1 protein-coding gene is annotated in these 634 nt (G+C 46.2%); it reads left to right on the top strand.

Annotated features, from left to right (window positions below):
• The coding region (locus tag NXH67_RS13950; RefSeq protein ID WP_272797771.1) for an InlB B-repeat-containing protein at nucleotides 1-634 on the top strand (634 nt) is incomplete at both ends.

Raw genomic sequence — 634 nt, 5'->3', positions numbered from 1 at the left:
TAAGACCGACAAGATCACCGGTTCCAAAGCAACACCTGAGCCCGGCTATGCATTTGACGGATGGTATGTAGGAGAAAACAAGGTAGCTGCCACAGAAGAACTCGATAAGACAACAGCAATAGGCCAGCTTACCAAGGATGATAGAGGATTCTATCAGGATATCACCTTCATAGCCATGTTTGTTCCTGATAAAACCAAGACTTACACTGTAGCCTATGAATCAGAGGATGAGACCAAGGGAACAGTTACAAAGGCGAGCCAGTCCGATCAGGTACTTTCAAATACCGCGATCATCGGTTCAGAAGCACAAGAAAAGCCAGGATATAAGTTTGTTGGCTGGTACAGAGTTGATGATAATCAGCAGGAGACCCCGGTAAGCACAGACAAAGAGCTTACTAATGAGGCTCTTAAGGGCTTCATCAAGAAAGACAGCGACGGACTTTATACAGACACCACCTTTAGAGCACACTTTGAGATCGACAGCAGCAAGACCTACGTTGTCAACTATTACTCAAAGGGCAACGGAACCGTAGATCCTACAAAGGAGGGACCTTTCCAGGTACTTACAAGCGATGGTATAGAGGGTTCAAAGGCGGAACCTGCACCCGGATACAGATTCAAGGCATGGTATAAG

Origin of the sequence: Butyrivibrio sp. DSM 10294 (assembly GCF_028539135.1) — a bacterium.
Classification (GTDB): domain Bacteria; phylum Bacillota; class Clostridia; order Lachnospirales; family Lachnospiraceae; genus Butyrivibrio.
The sequence above is the reverse complement of the archived record's forward strand: the minus strand, read 5'-3'. Positions and strand labels throughout refer to the sequence as shown.